This window comes from Arcobacter sp. YIC-80 (assembly GCF_044841725.1).
In the GTDB taxonomy this organism is placed as follows: Bacteria; Campylobacterota; Campylobacteria; order Campylobacterales; family Arcobacteraceae; genus Arcobacter_B.
This window is the reverse complement of sequence record NZ_JBJBSI010000008.1, coordinates 146,181-163,129: the sequence shown is the minus strand read 5'-3', so window position 1 is coordinate 163,129 and position 16,949 is coordinate 146,181. Positions and strand designations below refer to the sequence as shown.

At 26.8% G+C, this 16,949-nt stretch carries 20 protein-coding genes; 12 read left to right on the top strand and 8 right to left on the bottom strand.

What is annotated here, in order from left to right; all coding sequences use genetic code 11:
• The first annotated feature begins 164 nt into the window (after positions 1-164).
• Complete coding sequence (locus ACH5BK_RS11610; protein ID WP_404307562.1) at positions 165-593, top strand: CoA-binding protein; 429 nt, start codon at positions 165-167, stop codon at positions 591-593.
• A 10-nt stretch (positions 594-603) separates the two neighbouring features.
• Here ACH5BK_RS11610 and ACH5BK_RS11605 read toward each other — a convergent pair whose 3' ends face one another.
• Together ACH5BK_RS11605 and hsrA are read right to left on the bottom strand one after the other, a co-directional pair.
• Positions 604-1,902, bottom strand: a complete 1,299-nt coding sequence (locus tag ACH5BK_RS11605) for a sensor histidine kinase (RefSeq protein WP_404307560.1) — start codon at positions 1,900-1,902, stop codon at positions 604-606.
• Positions 1,903-1,921: 19 nt separating this feature from the next.
• Positions 1,922-2,608: a homeostatic response regulator transcription factor HsrA gene (hsrA, locus tag ACH5BK_RS11600; RefSeq protein ID WP_404307558.1), complete on the bottom strand. Its 687-nt coding sequence runs from the start codon at positions 2,606-2,608 to the stop codon at positions 1,922-1,924.
• Positions 2,609-2,805: 197 nt separating this feature from the next.
• Between hsrA and ACH5BK_RS11595 the strand changes: the two genes are divergently transcribed.
• The 3 genes from ACH5BK_RS11595 (at position 2,806) to ACH5BK_RS11585 (ending at position 6,252) form a co-directional block, all read left to right on the top strand.
• Positions 2,806-3,612, top strand: coding sequence for a peptidylprolyl isomerase (locus tag ACH5BK_RS11595; protein ID WP_404307556.1), 807 nt, complete (start codon positions 2,806-2,808; stop codon positions 3,610-3,612).
• Between the two features lie 30 nt (positions 3,613-3,642).
• A complete protein-coding gene (gene fbaA, locus ACH5BK_RS11590) occupies positions 3,643-4,710 on the top strand; it encodes a class II fructose-bisphosphate aldolase (RefSeq protein ID WP_404307554.1) in 1,068 nt (355 codons plus the stop codon).
• 93 nt (positions 4,711-4,803) lie between these two features.
• A complete protein-coding gene (locus ACH5BK_RS11585) occupies positions 4,804-6,252 on the top strand; it encodes a leucyl aminopeptidase (RefSeq protein ID WP_404307552.1) in 1,449 nt (482 codons plus the stop codon).
• Between the two features lies 1 nt (position 6,253).
• Here ACH5BK_RS11585 and ACH5BK_RS11580 read toward each other — a convergent pair whose 3' ends face one another.
• Genes ACH5BK_RS11580 through pedF form a run of 4 tightly spaced genes read right to left on the bottom strand, consistent with a single transcriptional unit; the run spans position 6,254 to position 9,183 of the window.
• Complete coding sequence (locus tag ACH5BK_RS11580) at positions 6,254-7,153, bottom strand: quinoprotein relay system zinc metallohydrolase 1 (RefSeq protein WP_404307550.1); 900 nt, start codon at positions 7,151-7,153, stop codon at positions 6,254-6,256.
• Positions 7,153-7,890 carry a quinoprotein dehydrogenase-associated SoxYZ-like carrier gene (locus tag ACH5BK_RS11575; RefSeq protein ID WP_404307548.1) on the bottom strand — a complete coding sequence of 246 codons (738 nt, stop codon included), beginning with the start codon at positions 7,888-7,890 and terminating at the stop codon, positions 7,153-7,155. The genes ACH5BK_RS11580 and ACH5BK_RS11575 overlap by 1 nt, the downstream gene beginning before the upstream one ends.
• Positions 7,891-7,899: 9 nt before the next feature.
• Positions 7,900-8,766, bottom strand: a complete 867-nt coding sequence (locus ACH5BK_RS11570) for a substrate-binding periplasmic protein (RefSeq protein ID WP_404307546.1) — start codon at positions 8,764-8,766, stop codon at positions 7,900-7,902.
• A 3-nt stretch (positions 8,767-8,769) separates the two neighbouring features.
• Entirely contained in the window at positions 8,770-9,183 is a 414-nt protein-coding gene (gene pedF, locus ACH5BK_RS11565) for a cytochrome c-550 PedF (protein ID WP_404307544.1), read from the bottom strand.
• A gap of 147 nt (positions 9,184-9,330) precedes the next feature.
• Here pedF and ACH5BK_RS11560 point away from each other — a divergent pair, with 147 nt between their 5' ends.
• Genes ACH5BK_RS11560 through ACH5BK_RS11545 form a run of 4 tightly spaced genes read left to right on the top strand, consistent with a single transcriptional unit; the run spans position 9,331 to position 12,126 of the window.
• Positions 9,331-10,281 carry an ABC transporter substrate-binding protein gene (locus ACH5BK_RS11560; protein ID WP_404307542.1) on the top strand — a complete coding sequence of 317 codons (951 nt, stop codon included), beginning with the start codon at positions 9,331-9,333 and terminating at the stop codon, positions 10,279-10,281.
• A 12-nt stretch (positions 10,282-10,293) separates the two neighbouring features.
• Positions 10,294-11,031 carry an ABC transporter permease gene (locus ACH5BK_RS11555; protein ID WP_404307540.1) on the top strand — a complete coding sequence of 246 codons (738 nt, stop codon included), beginning with the start codon at positions 10,294-10,296 and terminating at the stop codon, positions 11,029-11,031.
• Position 11,032: 1 nt separating this feature from the next.
• Complete coding sequence (locus tag ACH5BK_RS11550; protein ID WP_404307538.1) at positions 11,033-11,731, top strand: ABC transporter ATP-binding protein; 699 nt, start codon at positions 11,033-11,035, stop codon at positions 11,729-11,731.
• Positions 11,728-12,126: a DUF411 domain-containing protein gene (locus ACH5BK_RS11545; RefSeq protein ID WP_404307536.1), complete on the top strand. Its 399-nt coding sequence runs from the start codon at positions 11,728-11,730 to the stop codon at positions 12,124-12,126. Before ACH5BK_RS11550 ends, ACH5BK_RS11545 begins: the two co-directional genes overlap by 4 nt.
• On the opposite strand, the gene ACH5BK_RS11540 is transcribed toward ACH5BK_RS11545, so the two are convergent.
• Both ACH5BK_RS11540 and ACH5BK_RS11535 read right to left on the bottom strand, forming a co-directional pair.
• Positions 12,123-12,578: a hypothetical protein gene (locus ACH5BK_RS11540; RefSeq protein WP_404307534.1), complete on the bottom strand. Its 456-nt coding sequence runs from the start codon at positions 12,576-12,578 to the stop codon at positions 12,123-12,125. The genes ACH5BK_RS11545 and ACH5BK_RS11540 overlap by 4 nt on opposite strands.
• Entirely contained in the window at positions 12,578-13,726 is a 1,149-nt protein-coding gene (locus ACH5BK_RS11535) for an ABC transporter substrate-binding protein (RefSeq protein WP_404307532.1), read from the bottom strand. Before ACH5BK_RS11535 ends, ACH5BK_RS11540 begins: the two co-directional genes overlap by 1 nt.
• Positions 13,727-13,853: 127 nt before the next feature.
• Between ACH5BK_RS11535 and ACH5BK_RS11530 the strand changes: the two genes are divergently transcribed.
• The 4 genes from ACH5BK_RS11530 (at position 13,854) to ACH5BK_RS11515 (ending at position 16,879) form a co-directional block, all read left to right on the top strand.
• Positions 13,854-14,270, top strand: a complete 417-nt coding sequence (locus ACH5BK_RS11530; RefSeq protein ID WP_404307531.1) for a hypothetical protein — start codon at positions 13,854-13,856, stop codon at positions 14,268-14,270.
• A gap of 138 nt (positions 14,271-14,408) precedes the next feature.
• Positions 14,409-15,368 carry a YVTN family beta-propeller repeat protein gene (locus tag ACH5BK_RS11525; protein WP_404307529.1) on the top strand — a complete coding sequence of 320 codons (960 nt, stop codon included), beginning with the start codon at positions 14,409-14,411 and terminating at the stop codon, positions 15,366-15,368.
• 2 nt (positions 15,369-15,370) lie between these two features.
• On the top strand, positions 15,371-16,093 hold the full coding sequence (locus tag ACH5BK_RS11520) for an ATP-binding cassette domain-containing protein (protein WP_404307527.1): 723 nt from the start codon (positions 15,371-15,373) through the stop codon (positions 16,091-16,093).
• 3 nt (positions 16,094-16,096) lie between these two features.
• Positions 16,097-16,879 (top strand): ABC transporter permease, encoded by a 783-nt coding sequence (locus ACH5BK_RS11515; RefSeq protein WP_404307525.1) that lies wholly within the window; start codon positions 16,097-16,099, stop codon positions 16,877-16,879.
• Positions 16,880-16,949: the final 70 nt, after the last annotated feature.

Here is a 16,949-nt window from a genome sequence, read left to right as displayed (position 1 = left end):
ATATAAGATAAAAAATGTCCTATTTTAGGAGAACTTATTAGAATTGATTAAAAAAAATATTTTTCATATAGTAAAAAATAATCTTTTAAAATTTTTTAATTTTTTTTAATAAGCTTTATATGATATAATTATTGATTATAATAATAAAATTTAAAGGATATAAAATGGAGTGCGAATTTCCAAGTGTAAATTCTAATAATGAAGAAATAATTGAAATATTTAATAATACAAAAACAATAGCAATAGCAGGATTATCTCCAAATGAAGAGAAAGCTTCAAATAGAGTTGCTAAATATTTAAAAAATGCAGGTTTTAAAATAGTTCCTATCTATCCTAAAGAAGATGAAATCCTAGGTGAAAAAGTATATAGAAGCTTAGAAGAAATTCCTTTTAAGATTGATATGGTTGATATTTTTAGAAAGCCTGATGCTATAGCTGCTGTTGTTGATGCTGCTATAAAAAGAGGAGATATTGATACTGTATGGACTCAATTAGGTTTAGTAAATAATGAAGCTGCACAAAAAGCAAAAGAAGCAGGTATGAAAGTAGTACAAAATAAGTGTACGAAGATAGAACACGCAAATAATTTTTAATAGAAAAATTTTAAAGGTTTTTTAGTTTTGATGGGTTGTTAAGTACAAGCTTAGCAACACATCCTGACTTATTATCTTTTCTATTTTTTAGAGTAATTTTAGCTCTTAATGCATCTGCTGCATTTTTTGCTAAGAATAAACCAAGTCCTACTCCACTTTGATTACCAACTCTTTTAAATGGAGCGAATAAATCTATATTTTCATCAATACCTTTACCCTCATCAGTTACAGTGATAATGATTTTTTCTTTACCTTTTTTAAGTCTAATAGCTATTGATTTATCCTCAGGAGTAAACTTAATAGCATTTTGTACAAAGTTTTGTAATATTTGATTAAATAGGGTAACTTGTATAGATACTTTTAAATGATTTACATTAGAAAAAAATGTAACGATAATATTTTTTTGGGCACTTAACATTCTATAATCATTTGTTTTTTTCTTCATGAATTCAACTAAATCTAAATCTTGAGTTTGTTCAAATTGTGCACCCTCAGCTCTTCCTATATCTAAAATTGAAGAGATCATAATATTCATATCATCTATTTGTTTAACAGTTAATTTTAAAGTCTCTTCATAAGCTTCTACTTCTCTTTTTTTTCTAAGAGTTACTTCATTTTTTAATTTCATAACTGCAAGTGGAGTTTTTAATTCATGAGCAGCACCAATAAAGAGTTCTTTTTTAAATTTTACATAAGTCTCAATTCTATTTGTAAGGGAATTAATAGAATCTGATAAAGAGTGAAATTCTATAGGTAAATCTTTTTTGTCTATTTGTGTTAATGAATTTTCATCCATATTTGATAGTTTTTTATTAATTTGAATAATAGGTTTTAATAAAGACTTTGAAACTACAAGTGAATAAATAAGCATTAGTAAAAAACCAGGAATAGCTAATATAAATAAATTTTTGAAAATAATAGAATATAAGATTTCTCTTTCAAAGTTGATATTTCTTATAAGTTGAATAAATTTTCTTTTTTCTAAATTGTAAGGATAAAGAAGCTTTATATAATAGTTGTCATTTTTTTTATATGTAAAAAATTTATAACTTTTAAGTTTTGGATTATTTACTAATCCAATGGATAAGTCATCATCTTGAATTGTTTTAAAGTTTTTAAAGTTAAATTCTTTATTTACATGTGAGATTTTATATATTTTTTTTGCGTCTTTTAACATGTTTTTTTGAATATTTTCATAAGTTGTACTTCTTGAATATTCATAAAAAATAAAAGATAATGCAATAATAAAAAGCGAAGTAGCAATAATTAGTTTTGTATAAAACTGTTTATATATGCTCTTCGCTTCCATTTATAACCTAAAGGAAAAATTATTTAGTAGTTTCGTCTTGTGTATCAGGGTAACAGAATCTGTAACCTCTTCTTCTGATTGTTTCAATTGTAGAAATATTTAATGGTTTATCCATTTTTTGTCTAATTTGGTTAATTGCAACTTCAATAACATTTGGAGTTACTAATTCTGGTTCTTCCCAGATTGCGTCTAATAATTGCTCTTTAGATACAATTTGATCTCTATGTCTAGCTAAGTGAGTTAATACTTCAAAAGGTTTACCTTTTAATTCAATTTCTTCACCGTTATACTCAATTTTTTCTTCATCAGGATTAATAGCAAGACCTTCAATTTCAATGATGTTTGTTCCACCAAATCTTAATCTAGCTTCAATTCTTGCTAATAAAATATCAAAATCAAATGGTTTTTTTATAAAGTCATCAGCTCCTGATTTTAAAGCTTCAATTTCAGACTCTTTATCATCTCTTGCAGAGATAATTACTACAGCAGTTCTTGAACTTCTGTTTTTTACAATTTTACATAGCTCAATACCATCACCATCTGGAAGCATCCAATCAGTTAAAACTAAATCATAATTTCTAATATCAATAAAGTATTCAGCATCTTTATAATTTTCAGCAGCGTCTACTTGATAACCAAAATCAGTAAGACCCTCTTGTAATGTTCTATTTAAAGTTATTTCATCTTCAATTATTAAAATTCTCATATATTTGTTATCCCTTAAATTTAAGTTAAGTTTAAATTTTTCGGAATTATATCATAAATATTTTTAAATTTAAAGGTTTTTTAAGGTAAATTTATGAATTTATTAAAAAAGTGTGTTTTTTAGGTATTTAGGCTTTTTATTAATTTTTTATTAACAAAGAAAAGTTACAATACTTTAAATATTTATGAAGGAAAATTATGAAGAAGATTATTTCAAGCGTTGTAGCAACATTAGTATTATCTACAGGATTAAGTGCAGCTGATTATTATGCAACAGTAGATGGAGAAAAAATTACTAAAACTGATGTAGCTATGGTTTTACAAGATCCAAGAATGCAATTTGAAGCTTTACCAAAAAAAGCTCAAGAACAAGTTTTAACTCAAATTATTAATAAAAAACTTCTTGCTAAAAAAGCAATGAAAGAAGGAATTGAGAAAGATAAACAATTTAAAGATGCTTTAGAAAGAATGAAATCTGATTTAGCATTTCAAGTTTGGCAACAAAATCAATTAAGAGCTATGAAAATTTCTGAATCAGAACAAAAGAAATTTTACAATGAAAATAAATCAAAGTTTAAAACACCAGCAACATTAAAAGCTAGACACATTTTAGTTAAAACTGAAAAAGAGGCAAAAGATTTAATTAAACAATTAGATAAAGCTTCAAAAAAAGAAGTAAAATTTATTGAATTAGCAAAAACAAAATCTCAAGGGCCTAGTGGTAAAGATGGCGGAAATTTAGGTGAGTTTAATGCTCAACAAATGGTTCCTGAATTTGCTAAGGCAGCTCAATCTTTAAAGAAAAACACTTATTCTAAAACTCCTGTTAAAACACAATTTGGATATCATATTATCTATTTAAATGATAAAAAGGCGTCTAAGTCATTATCTTTTAATGAAGTAAAGGGTAATATTTCAAGAATGTTATTACAAAATAAATATAACAAAAAAGTTAAAGACATCACTGACGAATTAAGAAAAAAAGCAAAAATTGTAATTAAATAATCTTAATTAATAAAACACAAGGAGAACAAGTTGGGTGTATTAGATATTGTAAAGCCAGGGGTATTAACAGGAAGTGAAGCTAAAAAGCTTTTTGCTTATGCAAAAGAAAATAAGTTTGCTATTCCTGCTGTAAATGTAGTAGGAACTGATTCAGTAAATGCGGTATTAGAAGCAGCAGCTAAAGTAAATTCACCAGTTATTATCCAATTTTCAAATGGTGGAGCTCAATATTTCGCAGGAAAAGGTTTAAAAGTTGATAATGCAGCTATTTTAGGTGGAGTAAGTGGAGCACAGCATGTGCATACTATGGCTGAGGCTTATGGTATTCCAGTTATTTTACATACTGATCATGCAGCAAGAAAACTTTTACCATGGATTGATGGTTTATTAGAAGCAGGTAAAAAACACTTTGAAAAAACTGGTAGACCTTTATATACATCTCACATGTTAGACTTATCAGAAGAATCTTTAGAAGAAAATATTTCTACATGTGTTGATTACTTTAAAGTAATGAATGAACTTGATATGATGATAGAAATTGAACTTGGTATTACAGGTGGGGAAGAAGATGGTGTTGATAACACTGATGTAGATAATGCTTTATTATATACTCAACCTGAAGAAGTTTGTTATGCTTATGAAAAATTAGGTGAAGTTGGACCTAACTTTACAATAGCTGCATCTTTCGGAAATGTACATGGTGTTTATAAGCCAGGAAATGTTGTACTTTCTCCAAAGATTTTAGAGAATTCTCAAAAATTTATTCAAGAAAAACACTCAACTGAAGAAAAAGCAGTTGATTTTGTATTCCATGGTGGGTCTGGTTCTGAACTTTCAGAAATTAGAGAAGCTATTGATTATGGTGTTATAAAAATGAATATTGATACAGATACTCAATGGGCATTTTGGGATGGTGTAAGAGCTTATGAAGCTAAAAATCATGATTATTTACAAGGACAAATTGGTAATCCAGATGGGGAAGATAAACCAAATAAGTCTTATTATGATCCAAGAAAATTCTTAAGAGCAGGACAAGAAAGCTTAATTTCTAGATTAGAAGTAGCTTACAGTGATCTTTGTTCTTTAGACAAAAACTAACAAATCTAAAAACCAGCTTTTGGCTGGTTTTACTCTATAAATTAAAATCTAATTTTATTTTAAAACTATATAATATTTCCTAAAGGAAAGCAGATGAATATAGTTTTAGAAAATCGTAAAAAAAAAGATGATGAAATAGAAATAATCTTACTTAAAAATACAGAAAAACTACCTAATAAAACACAAAAAATATTAGACAAAATAAATTTTAAAAACTCAAATTTTAATACATATTTTGAGATAAGTTCAAAAAAAATATTTGTATATATGAAAAATAAAGATAGAGAATCTATAAAAATAGCACTTAGTAAAGCTCTTAAAGTTACTAAAAAACATATTGATTTTTACATAGGTATAAAAAGTTTAAACAAAGAGTTAAAAATAGAAGATTTAGTTCAAGGTTTTATTTTAGGTTCTTATGAATTTCTAAAGTATAAAAAGAAAGAAAAAAAAGAGAAAAGACTTTGTATAAATATTAAAAATTCTAAAGAACAAACTAAAGACTTACAAAAAAGGCTACAAGATAGTTTATCTTTATGTCAAAGTGTAAATTTTGTAAGAGATATTGTAAATACTCCTGCTCAAGATTTTTATCCAAAAACTATGGCAAATGAAGCTTTAGAAATAGCAAAGAAAAAAAATATGAGTTGTAGTATTTATGGTGAAGATTATATGCAAGAAAACTCTTTAAATGCTATATATGCAGTAGGAAGAGCTTCAAGACATGAAAGTCAATTGATTCATTTATCATATAAAGCATCTAATCACGCAGGTATGAGGACAAAAAATCCAAAAGCCAAGATAGTTTTAGTAGGTAAGGGTGTTACTTATGATACTGGAGGATTGAGTCTTAAAAGAGGTGATGGTATGGTTTCTATGAAATGTGATAAAGCAGGAGCTATATCAATTTTAGGAGTTATGAAATATTTGAGTCAATCAAACTTAGATATTGAAGTTCATGCTATTTTAGGTGCAGTTGAGAATATGATAGGTTCAAATGCTTATAAACCTGATGATGTGATTAAAATAGGAAATAAAACAGTAGAGATTACAAATACAGATGCAGAAGGAAGGTTAGTTCTTGCAGATTGTTTAGTATATGCACAAAAAAATATAAATAATATAGATTATATATTGGATTTAGCAACACTTACAGGTTCTAGTATAGGAGCATTTGGTGGATACACTAGTGCTGTTTTAGGTCATAGTGAAAAGCTAAAAAATAAGATCTCTAAGGCTTCAAAAAGAAGTGGAGAATTAATAGGCTTTTTACCTTTTAATATTTATATGCAAGATATTTTAAAAAGTGGTGTTGCTGATATTTTAAATTCAAGTGCAAATAAAAATGGTGCAGCAATTATTGGAAGTATGTTTTTAGATAATTTTATAGAAAAAAAATATAAGAAGAAATGGCTACACTTTGATATAGCAGGGCCATCTTATAGAAAAGTAAACTGGGGATATAATCCTTATGGTGCAACAGGTGCAGGTGTAAGACTTGTAGTAGAGTTTTTAAAAGATATAAGTGTGAAGAATCAATAAATTATTGATTCTCATACTTAGGGTATAGATTTATAATACTTCTTTCAAACTCTTCTTTAAACATAGAATAATTTTGAACTTCTTTTGGGTGTGCTTGCTCTAAAATTTCAAAAGTATCAAATCCTTGTTTTACTGCATTTTTTAAAGTAGTATCTAAATAGTTTAAATAAAAGATATTTTCATCTAAAACTTTTTTATCATAAGAAGCCTTTCCATGTCCTGCAACTAAAACCTTAAAATCAATAGTTTTTAGTTTTTCCAAGGTCTTTATCCAATCATGAAGATTTGCATGGGGTGTTGCTAAAGCACGATTATTAAAAACTAAATCAGAAGCATAAAGGATTTTTGTTTTTTCATCATAAATTACAATATCACTTTTTGTATGACCATTTAGATATAAAACTTTTAGCTTATATCCATCTAAAACAAGCTCTTTTTTTTCAAGTAAACTATTTGGAGCTTTTACTTTTGTAGTATAAGCAGCTTTTCCCACTAGATTTACTATATTACTTATATATAATTCACCATTGTTTTTTATATCATCTTTTGTATGTTTTGTTGCATAGATTTTTACATCTTTAAAAGCATAATTTCCTAAAAAATGATCAGGATGATGATGTGTATTTATTATATATTTTATGGGTTTGTTTGTGATTTTTTTGATAGCTTTTTTTAGCTGTTGTCCATACTCTACACTTGAACCTGTATCTATTAAAATCACAGAGTTTTTAGTAATTATAAAAGCACTATTTGCAATATCTCCGCCATTTTGTTTTGAAAAATATTCTTCTTTTCCATATACATAATAGCTATTCTCAGTTAGTTTTATAGGTTTTATTTTAAAGTCAAAACTATTTGCATAGCATGAAATAGAAGCTATGATTAATAATAAAAGTTTCATCATAACTCCAATTCAAAGTCATTTCCATCATTATCAAGAAAATTAATTTTATATGATTTACTATTATCTTTTATTTCAAAAATAAATCTTGGATTTTCACTAATAGCTGAGCTTGTTTTTATAGTTGATAAAAGTTCTTTATCATTTTGAATTTTAATAGTATTTATATAAAATTCAACATTTCCAAATATTAGACCAGTTTCCATTGGATGAAAAATAGAAGCTTTAATTCTATTTTTATCCTTTTTTTTAAAAACTTTACCTTTTGTTTTTCCTAAGAATTTAGCAAAATCACTATTTGTTGAAGCTTGACTTGAGACATCACATCCCCCACCATTACTTCTTATATTTTTACTTCCAATATGCCAAATACCTTTACTATCTAATACTAAGGCTCTTAAAGGTGTTTCTTGAGCTACTTTTATATTTATAGAAATTACTGGAAGGATCTTTGTTGTTTGCATATCAATAATTCTGGGAATTGGATTTAAATCTGCAAATAAAATCATTTTTTGTGCATCTTTTATTTTAGAGGCATTTACATAAATTGGAACTTGTACAGGATTATCTGCAAAGTTTGGAACCTTGATTTGTATATTTTTATCATCAAAAATATATTTTTCACTACCTATAGTTTGTTTTATCAAATCATCAAAAGTAGGTGAAAAAATAGGGTTTTTAGCAAAAAGACTTGAACTTAGTAAAAAAGTTGAAATAAAAAAAAGCAATAATCTCATATTAATTCCTTATTGAGTTTTTGAAATTGGAGGCATATATTCAACTCCATATTTTTCAAATATTTTTTTTATAGATCCATCTATGTAAGCTTTATGAAGTACTCCATCTATATGATAACTTAGAGGTCTATACATACTAGAAACTGCCGTAGCTAAGTCCCAATGTGATTTAACATTTGCTAAAGCTTCACTTATGTAATACTTGTTTTTATTATTCTTATAATCTAAAAGATACTCTAATTGTGATTTTAAACCTGCAATAGCATCAACTTTTTTATTTTTAAAATCCTTGATTGCTTTATCAAGTTTAAAATAGTGTTTAACATTTTTACTGATTAATCCTCTAGCAAAACCTGTAATATGTGTATCAGGTAAGGTATCTAATTCGACTGCTATTGTATGATATGCAAAAGTCGCAAGTGTTTCAAATTCGGGAATTATATCTTTATGGGTTGCAATAACCCACTTTTCACTTTGGTAAGGACCTTTAACTGTAACCATTTCATTTTCAAGTTCACCTGTTGATTTATCAGTCATTCTTAAGTAATCATAATCATAAGGAATTCTAAACATAATATCGGCTTTTGTTTTATGGACTAAATTACCTTTCCAAATTGTATTTCTTAAATCATCAGATAAGTTTTCATCAGAACCAGTAACATACCAAATAGGGTTAACATTAAGAGATTTTGCTATAATTTTGCCAAGCTCTATATCAATACCTTTTAATTTGCCATTTTCTTCAAAAGAATAAGGTGGAAAGTTTTCGTAAACTGCAATTACGATATTTCCACTTTCTTGAATATGTTCAATACTTCTTGCATTTGCGAATAAAGTAAGTAAAACTATTAGCACTGTTGATTTAAGTAAATTCATTTCTTACTCTTTTGGTAAAGATTGGATATACGTTCTAATTGCCCACATAGCTTCTTGATTTAATACACCTTCAAATGGAGGCATATAAACATTGCCATTTCTAACTGCACCATTTCTAACTCTTTCCATAAACCACTCATCACCATCCATACCTGCTTCTAAAGCTCTTAAATCTGGAGCAATACCACCTGAAATAGCATCAAGTCCATGACACCTTGCACAGTTTTCACTATATGCATAGGCACCTATTTCAACTGCTTTTTTATTATTAGTTTTATATGGATTCTCATCTAACCATTCTTTTCCTAAAGACTCTAAGCCTTTTGTATCAATTTTTTGAGGTGTAACACTTCCATGTCCAAATGCAAACACTGTTGAAAATAGTGTAGCTAATCCTATTTTTTGAATTTTATTCATCTCTTCTTTCCTTTTATTTTTTAGATTCTGAAATTATAAACAGTTTTTATAGCCTGATTATAGCAATGAAAAATAGGGGTTTTTCGCTAAATTCATGCTATAAAACTCTTATACAATGTTTTAGAGTTTTAGTCTTAAAGGATAAATATGTATAAAGTTTTTTTAGTAATTTTATTTTTAATAATAAAGGTAAGTGCCCAAGAGAAACTTAAGGTTGGAGTTTTAGCTTATGGAACTGTAAATTGGGAATTAAATGTAATAAAATATAATAAATTAGATAAAAAATATGGTTTTGATTTGGAGGTTTTAAAGCTTGCTTCTAAAAATGCTTCATCTGTTGCACTTCAAGCAAACTCTGTAGATATGATAGTTACTGATTGGCTTTGGGTAAATACTCAAAGAGCAAATAAAAAAGATTTTACTTTTTATCCATATTCAAAAGCTACAGGAACAATTTATACAAAACAAAATACTAAAAAAATTTTAGATTTAGAAGGTCAGGAACTTGGAGTTGCAGGTGGACCTTATGATAAAAGTTGGTTACTTTTTCAAGCATACACTAAATATAAATATAAAAAAGACTTAAAAGATTTAATAACTCCTGTTTTTGCTAGTCCTGTAATCTTATATAAAAAAATACTTGATGGTTCTTTAGATTCTGCTATTAATTTTTGGCATTTTAATGCAAAGTTAAAAGCAAAAGGAGTACAGCCTTTAGTTGAAATGAGTGATGTTTTAAAACAATTAGGTGTAAAAGAGAATATTTCACTAATTGGTTGGACGTTTAGACGAGATATTGCTTTAAAAAATAAAAAGCTTTATAACTCATTTATAAAAGCCAGTCATGAAGCAAAAGATATTCTTTTATCAAATGAAAAAGAATGGGATAGAATAAGACCTCTTATGAAAGCAAAAGATGACAAGCTTTTCAAGGCTTTAAAAGAAGGCTTTAAACAAGGAATTATAAAAGAGTTTAATTCTAAAAATATAGAAGATTCAAAAAAAGTATTTGAAATACTTTTAAAAGAAGGTGGTAAAAATTTAGTATCAAATGCAAAAAGTTTAGATGAAAAAACATTTTGGAATTTTCAAAAGTAAGAAGTATAAAAAGTGTTAAGTAAGAATATCAAAATCCTATCAATAGTAGCTTTTTTACTTATATGGGAAGTGACAGCTTTTTTTATAGCAAGTTCTACTTTCCCTTCTATTTCTCAAATAGCTACTAGTTTATATGATCATACTTTTAATTCAGATTTACTTTATAATTTAGGAGTTACTTTATATAGAGTATTTGTTTGTTTTTTTGTAGTTATGTTTTTAGGGATTATTTTTGGTATTTTAATGGGAATATCAAAAAAAATAGATGATATTTTTGATTTTATTTTAATTCTTGGATTAAATATCCCAGCACTTGTAACAATTGTAATTTGTTATATTTGGTTTGGACTTACAGATTTTGCAGCACTTTTAGCTGTGATTTTAAATAAACTTCCAATTGTAATAGTAAATGTAAGAGAAGGTACTAAGGCAATTGATAGAAAATATATGCAATTAGCAAAAGTATATAAAGTATCAAAAAAAGAGACTTTCTTTAAAGTTTTTTTACCTCAAATATATCCTTATATTATGGCTTCTACAAGATTGTGTTTATCACTAATTTGGAAGATTGTATTAGTTGTTGAACTTCTTGGAAGAAGTGATGGAATAGGTTTCAAAATCTCTATGTTCTTTCAATTCTTTGATATTACTTCAATTTTAGCTTACTCTTTTGCTTTTGTTTTAGTAATTCTTTTAATTGAAAAACTATTTTTAAAACCAATAGATTTATATATCAATAAATGGAAATAAAATGTTAGAAATTTGTATTGAAAATAAAAGCTATAAAAATAAAAGAGTTTTAAAAGATATAAATATAAGTCTTAAAGCAAAAGAATTTATCTCAATTATTGGTCCATCAGGTTGTGGAAAAACAACACTTCTAAATATTTTAGCATCACTAGATGACGACTATATTGGGGAAGTTAAAAAAGATAGTGAAGAAATATCTTTTATGTTTCAAGATGATAGATTAATACCTTGGTTAAGTATAAAAGATAATCTTTTATTGGTTTGTAAAGATAAAGATGAGAATAAAATAAAAGAGTTTCTAAAACTAATAGAGTTAGAAGATGTTTTAGAGTTTTATCCCAGTGCTCTATCAGGGGGAATGAAAAGAAGAGTAGCTTTAATAAGAGCTTTTATAAATGAACCAAAACTTATACTTTTAGATGAGCCTTTTATTTCTCTTGATTATCCAACAGCAATGCAGTTGAAAGAAGAGTTTTTAAAACTATGTGAAAAGTTTAATCCCAAAGTAGTTTTAGTAACTCATGATTTAAGTGAAGCACTATACTTTTCAAATAGGATTTTCTTTTTATCTAAAAATCCTGCAACTATAATCTTAGAGTTTGAAAACAATAAAAATAAAAAAGCCAATCAACGAAGAGTTGATGAGATAAAAAATGAGATATTTGAAAAATATCCAAATATATTAAAAGGAGAAATATGAAAAAAATAGTTTTAATCTTAATGCTAGGTCTTACTTTATTCGCAAGTGAAAGTAAAATGCAAGTTTTTCAACCTATGACAAGCACTTGTCCAAAATCATGGTTAGATGATATGAAAAAAATAGCCAATCAAGTTGAAATAGTTCAAATGGTAAATGTAAAAGGTTTGAAATATAGTGTAGGTGTTCCAAGAGAAGTTCAATCATGTAATACAACAATTTTTAAAGATTATGTATTTGAAGGAAATGTTCCAGCAAAAGCTATAAAAGAGTTCTTTAAAAGTATTCCAAAAGATTCAATAGGTCTTTCTTTACCTTCTTATGAAAATGATAAAGAAGTAAAAACAGTATTTTTACTTTTAGATAATGGCACTTACAAAGAGTTTGGGAAATATTAATCCAAACTCTTTAATATTAGATTTTTTAACTTCTCATTTACTTCTTTGTAAATCATATCTTCATCTTTTAAGTTATGATACTTTTTATAAGATATAAAAACTTCATTTTTAAGCTCATAAACAGAAATTCCTAAAGGACAATATGTAATATTTGAAGAGGTTTCTTGAATCATTTTCAAAGTAAAGCTACTTTTACACATAAGTAAATTTATGCCATTTGTTAAAACAGGGTTTTGCTTTAAAGCTTTGGCTACATTTGATGTAGATTTTGCAAGGTTTAGTTCATGAACTATTACAAAGCCTTGGAAGCTGATTTCATCTTTTAGATTTACTAATACTTCTTGAAAACTCTCATCTTCAACTTTAACGCTAAAAAGATTTTCATTCTCTATTATTTTATAGTTTGCACTTAAACTACAAGCTATAAAAAAAAGAAGTATTAGCTTTTTCATTACTTCTTACACTCCATTTCAAATGACGCAATACCTAAAGTATCTAAGTCAGTTTTTGGATGTAGAAATCCAACTTGAGGAGATGTTGATACTAAGGCTCTTGGTTGAACTAGTGCTACAGGCATTCTAATTTGACCATTAAATTCCCTAAATGTTAACTTTCTTCCTTTGTATGCTGCTAGTTCAAAATCCTTTGAATAGATGTAATTTATATTTGTTTTTAGATCAGCTGTTTTTGTATGAGTTAGTGCTGTAACTATTGTTCTAATAGCAACCCAATTTGAATAATCAACTGATTGCATCCATCTTTTTGAAAACTTTTCAAATCTACTTTGCATTTGTGCTGCACCCCATGCTTCAATTACTTTATACCATGTAACAGGTGTTAAGCCTTGCGTTCCAGCAACTGGTCTTGGAAGCCAAGTATTAAAATACATAAACTCTCCAAAATCACCATGGTAATCAGCAAGTAAGATTAAATCATAATCTGAAGCTTGAGTAAATGAAGGAAATTCAGTACTTGCTTTTCTTCTTATATCACTATTATTATCCCAAGTTTTTTCTTTTACAATTTTTGCACCAAATTTTTTAATTGATCTTTTAATATCTTCTTTAATAAGCAAGTCTTTTTCATGCTCACCACTAATTAAAAAGATGTTTTTAAAGTCTCTTTTTACTAAAAATTGAACTAATCCATCATATAGCATGGCATTACTTGATATTGTATGTAAAAGATTGTTATTACAATAGTTTTTTCTAAGATTTGAGTTTTGACTTTTTGCGTTTACAAATAGAGTTTTTGAAGAGAAATTATGTGCTAAAAGCTCTTTTAATAAATCATCTTCAACATTTAAAACAACGTAATTGTTCCCTTCTTTTACAAACTTCTCATAAGCACTAATAAGCTCTTCTTTTTTATAAGAAATAGCTTCAATTAGCTTGTATTTTTGATTTAAAAATTTGGCACTTTTATTGCTATCTTTTATAGCTATTTGAGCACCTTTTAGTCCTAAATCATTAGGGTCTTTTATAATATTTGAAAGTACTGGTGGCTTTTTGATTTTTTCTTCTAAGTATAAAATGTTTACTTCTAAAATATTTGCATTTATAAAAGTAGCAAATATAAATAATAATGGTAATAGTTTCATATATTTTCCTTCTTGATTTTTTTAAGTATACATAAGATTTATAGCTTAAGTTTAGCAAAAAACTATCGCTAAACTCAGGCTATAATCATTTACTACAATTTTAAAACTATTCAACTAAGGAGAAAAAATGAAAAAAATCATAGCACTTTCAATTATGCTATTTTTAACAGCTGAGTTTGCTTTTGGAAATATCAAAGGTTTATTACATTCAAGAACAACATTAGCACCTATTACTATTGGTGCAGGTAAGACTTTGGCAGAGAAGCCATATAATTTAAAAGCAGGTAAGTATTATAAACTTGTATTAAAAAGTGATGGTTCAAGAGAAGTTCCTATTGTAGGTCCTGAATTTTTTAGAAATATTTGGGTAAATCAAGTATCTATTAATGATATTGAAGTAAGACCATTAGGAATTGATAGTTTCGAATTTGATGATGAAGGTGAAATTGAACTTACTTTTATACCTATTAAACCAGGTACTTATACACTAGGTCTTCCATCAGCTAAAAGCGATAGAGAAAGAGCTATTTTTATAGTTAAATAAACAATATATTTATGGGATAAAGCAGTTTTTGCTTTATCTCTATAATTTTCAAAACTTTTCTTATTACAACAAATCTTTGCTAAACTCAAGCTATAAATATAATATACAATGCTTAAATTAATTTAAGGAGTAATTATTATGAGAAGGTTATTTTTAAGCTCGCTATTATTATCAACAAGTTTATTCTCAGATACTATTTTTGTATCAAATGAAAAAGATAATACTATTTCTGTTATTGATTCAAAAACAAATAAAGTTATAAAGACCTATGAAGTTGGACAAAGACCTAGAGGTATTTTACTTAATAAAGATTATTCTAAGTTATATATTTGTGCTAGTGACGATGATACAGTTCAAGCTATGGATACAAAAACGGGAAAAATTTTATATAATCTTCCATCAGGTGAAGATCCAGAACAGTTTGCTTTACATCCAGATGGTAAAGAACTTTATATATCAAATGAGGATGATGGTATTGTAACAGTTGTTGACATAGAAAAAAAAGATGTAATTGCTCAGATTGAAGTTGGTATTGAGCCAGAAGGTATGGCTGTAAGCCCTGATGGAAGTGTTGCTATCAATACTTCTGAAACATCTAATTTTTTACATTGGATTGATACAAAAACAAAAAAGATTGTTCATAATACATTAGTTGATCAAAGACCTAGACATATAGAATTCACAAAAACAGGTGATAAAGTTTGGGCTTCTTCTGAAATTGGTGGTACAGTGATGGTTATTGATACTAAGACTAAAAAAGCACTTTCAAAAATCTCTTTTAAAATTCCAGGTATTTTTAAAGATTTAATTCAACCAGTTGGAATAAAACTGACAAGCAATGGAAAATATGCTTTTGTTGCATTGGGGCCTGCAAATCATGTAGCCGTTATTGATGCAAAAACATATAAAGTAATAAAATACTTATTAGTTGGAAATAGAGTTTGGCAACTTGATTTTGCAGAAAATGAAAAGAAACTTTATACAACAAATGGAGTAAGTGGTGATATTTCTGTCATTGATGTAGAATCATTAAAAGTTAAAAAAACTATTAAAGTTGGAAGGTATCCTTGGGGCTTAGCTGTAGTTCCAAGTAAATAATTATGACTAGTGATATTTTAGAGTTTAAAGATGTAGACTTTTTTTATGGAGATAAAAAAGTATTAAATAATGTATCTTTTAGTATAAAGCAGGGTAGTTTTTCTGTTTTACTAGGATTAAATGGTGCTGGCAAATCTACTATTTTTTCTTTAATCACAAGACTTTTAAAAGTTGAAGTTGGAACTATAAATATAAATCAATATTCAATAAAAAATTATACAAAATCCTTAAAAGATATAGGTATTGTTTTTCAAGAGCCAACTTTGGATTTAGATTTAACTGTACGGCAAAATCTTTATTATTATGGATCTATTAAAGGCTTGAATTTTAAAGATACTATTAAATCCATAGAAAATGAAATAGTAAGACTTGAACTTCAAGATAGTTTAGATATTACGGCAAGAAAATTAAATGGTGGGCATAGAAGAAGGGTTGAAATTTTAAGAGCTTTAATAAATAAACCAAAACTTTTACTTTTAGATGAACCAACTGTTGGACTTGATTTAAAAAGTAGATTTGATATTTTGAATTATGTTAGAGATTTAGTTAAAACAGAGAGTTTGAGTGTTTTATGGATTACACATCTTTTTGATGAAGTAGAAGAAAATGATGATATATCTTTTATAAAAAAAGGTGAAATAGTAGAAACAGGAATTGTAAAAGATATAGTTAAAAAGTATGAAAAAGACAAATTAGTTGATACTTTCAATCAAATAGTAAGGTAAAACATGAATATTTATATAAATTGCATGAAAGGAATTATCTATAAAGAGTTAATTCGATTTGTAAAACAAAAAAGTAGATTCTTTTCAGCTTTAGTACGACCTTTATTATGGTTATTTATCTTTTCAGTTGGCTTTAAAACAGCCTTAGGTTTAGCTATTATTCCACCTTATGAGACATATATTACTTATGAAACATACATAGTTCCTGGACTTGTTGGTATGGTTTTACTTTTTAATGGTATGCAAAGTTCACTTACTATGATATTTGATAGAGAAATGGGAAGTATGAAGATTTTACTATCTTCATATATAAATAGAAATTATTTACTATTTTGTAAGATGTTTGCCACAGCAATTGTATCTACAATTCAAGCAGTAACTTTTTTATTAGTAGCAAAAGTTTATGGAGTAGATATTTCATATTTAGCTATTTTATCAACTATTCCTATTATTATGATTTCTTCAATTATATTAAATGCTTTTGCTTTATTTATTTCTTCTGTAATTAAGCAGTTAGAAAATTTTGCTACTGTTATGAATTTTGTTATATTTCCAATGTTTTTTTTAAGTAGTGCTTTATATCCTTTGTGGAAAATAAAAGATTCTTCCTTAGTTTTATTTAATATATCATCTTATAATCCATTTACTTATATAGTTGAATCTATAAGGTTTTCTTTGTATTTAAAAGTTGATATAAATTCTTTAATAATAGTAGTAATTTCTTTGTTTATAGCCCTAATAATGGCCTTTGTAGGTTTTAAGTCTAAAAAAATAAATCATAGCTAAACTCAGGCTATATTTCTCATGTATACTTCTTTTAAGACAAATTTTCAGGTTTGTTATCAAGATTTAAAAG

Bases quoted from the DNA above. Each gene is read 5' to 3' on its own strand.
- ACH5BK_RS11515 (WP_404307525.1), top strand. From the start codon at position 16,097: ATGAATATTTATATAAATTGCATGAAAGGAATTATCTATAAAGAGTTA.
- ACH5BK_RS11575 (WP_404307548.1), bottom strand. From the start codon at position 7,890: ATGAGATTATTGCTTTTTTTTATTTCAACTTTTTTACTAAGTTCAAGT.
- ACH5BK_RS11525 (WP_404307529.1), top strand. From the start codon at position 14,409: ATGAGAAGGTTATTTTTAAGCTCGCTATTATTATCAACAAGTTTATTC.
- ACH5BK_RS11540 (WP_404307534.1), bottom strand. From the start codon at position 12,578: ATGAAAAAGCTAATACTTCTTTTTTTTATAGCTTGTAGTTTAAGTGCA.
- ACH5BK_RS11520 (WP_404307527.1), top strand. From the start codon at position 15,371: ATGACTAGTGATATTTTAGAGTTTAAAGATGTAGACTTTTTTTATGGA.
- ACH5BK_RS11570 (WP_404307546.1), bottom strand. From the start codon at position 8,766: ATGAATTTACTTAAATCAACAGTGCTAATAGTTTTACTTACTTTATTC.
- pedF (WP_404307544.1), bottom strand. From the start codon at position 9,183: ATGAATAAAATTCAAAAAATAGGATTAGCTACACTATTTTCAACAGTG.
- ACH5BK_RS11545 (WP_404307536.1), top strand. From the start codon at position 11,728: ATGAAAAAAATAGTTTTAATCTTAATGCTAGGTCTTACTTTATTCGCA.
- ACH5BK_RS11560 (WP_404307542.1), top strand. From the start codon at position 9,331: ATGTATAAAGTTTTTTTAGTAATTTTATTTTTAATAATAAAGGTAAGT.
- ACH5BK_RS11530 (WP_404307531.1), top strand. From the start codon at position 13,854: ATGAAAAAAATCATAGCACTTTCAATTATGCTATTTTTAACAGCTGAG.
- ACH5BK_RS11580 (WP_404307550.1), bottom strand. From the start codon at position 7,153: ATGAAACTTTTATTATTAATCATAGCTTCTATTTCATGCTATGCAAAT.
- ACH5BK_RS11550 (WP_404307538.1), top strand. From the start codon at position 11,033: ATGTTAGAAATTTGTATTGAAAATAAAAGCTATAAAAATAAAAGAGTT.
- ACH5BK_RS11610 (WP_404307562.1), top strand. From the start codon at position 165: ATGGAGTGCGAATTTCCAAGTGTAAATTCTAATAATGAAGAAATAATT.
- ACH5BK_RS11585 (WP_404307552.1), top strand. From the start codon at position 4,804: ATGAATATAGTTTTAGAAAATCGTAAAAAAAAAGATGATGAAATAGAA.
- hsrA (WP_404307558.1), bottom strand. From the start codon at position 2,608: ATGAGAATTTTAATAATTGAAGATGAAATAACTTTAAATAGAACATTA.
- ACH5BK_RS11595 (WP_404307556.1), top strand. From the start codon at position 2,806: ATGAAGAAGATTATTTCAAGCGTTGTAGCAACATTAGTATTATCTACA.
- ACH5BK_RS11535 (WP_404307532.1), bottom strand. From the start codon at position 13,726: ATGAAACTATTACCATTATTATTTATATTTGCTACTTTTATAAATGCA.
- ACH5BK_RS11605 (WP_404307560.1), bottom strand. From the start codon at position 1,902: ATGGAAGCGAAGAGCATATATAAACAGTTTTATACAAAACTAATTATT.